The sequence below is a fragment of the Pseudomonas sp. K5002 genome (genome assembly GCF_013386655.1).
In the GTDB taxonomy this organism is placed as follows: Bacteria; Pseudomonadota; Gammaproteobacteria; order Pseudomonadales; family Pseudomonadaceae; genus Aquipseudomonas.
The window spans coordinates 1-3,816 of record NZ_JACARK010000357.1 but is presented as its reverse complement, the minus strand read 5'-3'; the positions used below and the strand labels follow the sequence as shown (position 1 = coordinate 3,816).

General features: G+C 61.4%; 5 protein-coding genes and 1 riboswitch. Of the genes, 1 reads left to right on the top strand and 4 read right to left on the bottom strand.

Features of this window, described 5'->3' with window-relative positions:
* On the bottom strand, nucleotides 1–632 hold a 632-nt coding region (ltaE, locus tag HX846_RS17400), incomplete at its 3' end, for a low-specificity L-threonine aldolase (RefSeq protein ID WP_178965781.1).
* 190 nt (nucleotides 633–822) lie between these two features.
* A riboswitch (FMN riboswitch) is annotated at nucleotides 823–992 on the top strand.
* Between the two features lie 111 nt (nucleotides 993–1,103).
* On the opposite strand from ltaE, the gene HX846_RS17395 reads away from it, so the two are divergent.
* On the top strand, nucleotides 1,104–1,613 hold the full coding sequence (locus tag HX846_RS17395) for a 6,7-dimethyl-8-ribityllumazine synthase (protein ID WP_003214313.1): 510 nt from the start codon (nucleotides 1,104–1,106) through the stop codon (nucleotides 1,611–1,613).
* A gap of 130 nt (nucleotides 1,614–1,743) precedes the next feature.
* Here HX846_RS17395 and astE read toward each other — a convergent pair whose 3' ends face one another.
* The 3 genes from astE to HX846_RS17380 all read right to left on the bottom strand — a co-directional run.
* Nucleotides 1,744–2,748: a succinylglutamate desuccinylase gene (astE, locus tag HX846_RS17390; RefSeq protein WP_102369719.1), complete on the bottom strand. Its 1,005-nt coding sequence runs from the start codon at nucleotides 2,746–2,748 to the stop codon at nucleotides 1,744–1,746.
* A gap of 11 nt (nucleotides 2,749–2,759) precedes the next feature.
* A complete protein-coding gene (locus HX846_RS17385) occupies nucleotides 2,760–3,050 on the bottom strand; it encodes a hypothetical protein (RefSeq protein ID WP_003214319.1) in 291 nt (96 codons plus the stop codon).
* Nucleotides 3,051–3,073: 23 nt separating this feature from the next.
* Nucleotides 3,074–3,816 (bottom strand): N-succinylarginine dihydrolase (locus HX846_RS17380; protein ID WP_178965780.1); only part of this gene is annotated, 743 nt, incomplete at its 5' end.

Here is a 3,816-nt window from a genome sequence, read left to right as displayed (position 1 = left end):
CCGCACAGCACCGAGCCGATCGGCGCGCCCAGGCCCTTGGACAGGCACACCGACACCGAATCGAAGTGCTGGGCGATCTCCCGTGCATCCACACCCAGCTTGACCGCCGCGTTGTAGAGCCGCGCGCCGTCCAGGTGCAAGGCCAGTCCGTGTTCCCGGGTAAAGGCTCGCGCCGCCGCCAGGTATTGCAGCGGCAGGACCTTGCCCTGCATGGTGTTTTCCAGCGCCAGCAAGCGGGTGCGGGCGAAGTGGAAGTCGTCCGGCTTGATCGCCGCCAGCACGTGCTCCAGGTTCAGGGAACCGTCGGCCTGCACTTCCAGGGGTTGTGGCTGGATCGAGCCGAGAACCGCCGCGCCGCCGCCTTCGTATTTGTAGGTGTGGGCCTGCTGACCGACGATGTATTCCTCGCCACGCTCACAGTGCGCCATCAATGCCAGCAGGTTGCTCATGGTGCCGGTGGGCACGAACAACGCGGCGGCAAAACCCAGGCGCCTGGCCAGTTCGGCTTCCAGGCGATTGACGCTCGGGTCCTCGCCGTAGACGTCGTCGCCGCTGGCGGCAGTGGCCATCGCCTCGAGCATGCCAGGGGTCGGTTGGGTCACTGTGTCGCTGCGCAGGTCAATCACGTTCATCAAACTAGCCTCTAGCGGATTGGAGCGTTTCTTGTGTTGACGATTACTGCGGGCAAACCCGCGGAATATCAAGCCCCGTGCTTGCACAATCGAATACCAACCAAACAAACCGATATAGGTTATCGATAAACCAACCGTGCAGTTTCTGAAAAACCATGATAAAAACTCTCCGCCGCCAGGGTTCTGGCGGCAACGTTCTCAGGGCGGGGTGTAATTCCCCACCGGCGGTAATTGCACGCAATGTGCATAGCCCGCGAGCGCTTGGCGCCTCGAACTGCCTCGGCAGGACGGCGACAAGGTCAGCAGACCCGGTGTGATCCCGGGGCCGACGGTCATAGTCCGGATGAAGAGAGAACGGGATTGGCACCTAAGGGCCGCGCTGACGTCATGTTCACATGAGCCCGCTGTGCGTACCCTTAAATCCCATTCGATTCATAACGCCCTGTTTTTTTCTTAAACAGGAGTCAGAACATGCAACCCACCGCAATCGACAGCAAAAGCAAAAACCATCACGGCGAGCGCGTCGCGTTTATCCAGGCCTGCTGGCACAAGGATATTGTCGACCAATCCCGTAAAGGTTTCCTCGCCGAAATGATCGCCCAGGGCTACCAGGAATCGGACATCGATTTCTTCGAAGTCGGCGGCGCCTTTGAAATGCCCCTGCACGCCAAGCTGCTGGCCAAGTCCGGCCGTTATGCCGGTATCGTCGCGGCCGCCCTGGTGGTGGACGGCGGGATCTACCGTCACGAGTTCGTGGCCCAGTCCGTGGTCAGCGGCCTGATGCAGGTCCAGCTGGAAACCGAAGTGCCGGTGTTCTCGGTATCCCTGACCCCGCACCACTTCCACGCGGGCAGCGAGCACCATACGTTCTTCTATGAGCACTTCGTGCACAAGGGCCAGGAAGCGGCACGCACCTGCGCCGACACCCTGCACAAGGTTCGCGCACTGCGTCGCAATGAGCCACGGGCTCTCGCGGTTTAAGCAACACTGCAAAGCAAATGTGGGAGCGGGCTTGCTCGCGAAAGCGGAGTGTCAGTCAATACATGTCTGACTGATACACCGCCTTCGCGAGCAAGCCCGCTCCCACATTTGACCGAGTCGGTCTCGGGATTCAGGCCAGGCCGGCATCCGTGGTCGGCACAATCAATATCCCTGCTCGCAAGCCATTCTTGACCTTCGGGTTCGGGAAGATGATGCGTGCGCCCTCCTCCTCGATCACCCAGCGGGTCTTGGCAATGTCCTCGGCCAGCAGATAACCCTTCTCCAACTCCGAAAAGTTTTCCACGTCCGCCGGCAAATGCAGGACGAAGGTATCGCTGTGCTTGATCACTTCCCGGGAGACGCTGAACAGCTGCAGGCCATCCAGGCTCTCGGTGGCCGGCTCGTTACCCTCGATGATCTGCGTGAGGCGGGTTTCCAGGCGCGATACGTCCACGCCCTGGTTCTGCCCGAACGGCCGGGCCTTGCCCAACTCCAGGGTGAAGGACTCGGCCTCCAGCTGCTCGTAGGTAAACGCCGTGAAGGTGATCGACGTCTTGTTCTGCAACAGCACCGCCTCCAGGCCGGCGGCTCGCAGGCGCGCCAGTTCACGACGTGAATGCTGGCGACCGTCCTTCCACGGGTACAGTGCGAACTGCTCGATCTTCGAGCCACGGATGGCGGTGTGCAGGTCGTAGTGCAAACGGCTACGCCCAGGCACGCTGAAGAAGGTGCGGGCCAACTGTTCAAGCTCGGCGGCGCGCATGGCTTCAGGGCCGATGTTTTGTTCATGACGGCCGTTGAACAGCCGGTTGACGTCCAGTTCGAGGTAACGCTCGCCACGGCGCATGGCCTCGGGGTTGCCGAACAGGAACAGGATACGGGTACGGGGCTTGATCTCCCCACGGGCAATGCCCTGCAGCAAGCGATCGGCCAATTCGATTGGCGCGGTTTCGTTGCCATGGATGCCGGACGACAGCAGTACGTCGCAGCCGTTGTCCCGCGCCTCAGGAGGCCGCACTTCCAGCGCGCCCTCACTGAGCCAGCGCAGTTGCACGCCGTCGACAGTCAGTTGAATTTTTTGCGCCGGTTCGCGACCGGCGAGGGTCAGTTCAAGCAGTTTGCCGAGGGCGAGCATACGCAGCTTCCTTAGTGGTTGCAGCCAGGACCGTGGACGTGATCGTCGTCATCACCTTCAACGTCGGCCGGTTCCATTTCCAGTTGCAGGCTCATCAGGTTGGTGGCCAATGGGCGCATCAGCAGGTTGGCGTATTCCGCGTCGCCTTCTTCCACGTCCACGCCGATCAGCAGTTGGCCACGGCCGTCGTGCTGGATCCAGATCTCCTTGCCCTGCCACACCACGGCGACGCGGGTGCAGGAAGTTTCCAGCTGGGTGCCGTCGGTGTCTTCAAGGATCAGTTTCAGGGTGTCGGTGGTCATAAATAGTTCTCAGCCGTGCGGCGTTAATTGATCTGGAAAGGATAAACCGAGCCCAGTTTAAGGATTTGCGTCAGTTCATCCAGTGCCGTCCGGCACTCAAGCAGCAATTGCGGGTCAGCCAGGTCGGTTTCCCGCAGGCTGTCGCGGTAGTGCTTGTCGACCCATTGGGTCAGCGTGTCGTACAACGGCGCCGTCATGATAACCCCTGGGTTGACCGCCGCCAGTTCGGTTTCATTCAAGGCTACACGCAAGCGCAGGCACGCCGGGCCACCGCCGTTCTGCATGCTTTGCTTGAGGTCGAAGACTTTGACTTCGCGGATCAGCCCGCCGGAGGACGTCAGGCCTTGCAGGTACTGCCAGACACGCTCGTTGGCGCGGCATTCTTCCGGCACGATCAGCAGCATCGAACCGTCGGCGCGGGTCAGCAGCTGGCTGTTGAACAGGTAGGAACGCACTGCGTCTTCAACCCCCACCTGGGCCCGTGGCACGCAGATCGACTGGAAATTGCCACCGAGCTTGCCGAGCTTGCCCTGCAATTCACCGAGCATCTGCTCAGTATTGAGGAAGGCATCCTCGTGATAGAACAGCACCTCGCCATTGCCCACCGCGATCACATCGTTGTGGAACACACCGGCATCGATCACCGCCGGGTTCTGCTGGGCGTAGACCACGCCGTCGTCCCGCAGGCCGTGCAGGCGCGCGACCGCCTGGGAAGCTTCGAGGGTCTGGCGTGCCGGGTACTTTTGCGGCGCCGGGTAGCGGGTGT

Excerpts from the sequence above, each read along its gene's own strand:
- HX846_RS17395 (WP_003214313.1), top strand. The coding sequence starts at position 1,104 with ATGCAACCCACCGCAATCGACAGCAAAAGCAAAAACCATCACGGCGAG.
- astE (WP_102369719.1), bottom strand. The coding sequence starts at position 2,748 with ATGCTCGCCCTCGGCAAACTGCTTGAACTGACCCTCGCCGGTCGCGAA.
- HX846_RS17385 (WP_003214319.1), bottom strand. The coding sequence starts at position 3,050 with ATGACCACCGACACCCTGAAACTGATCCTTGAAGACACCGACGGCACC.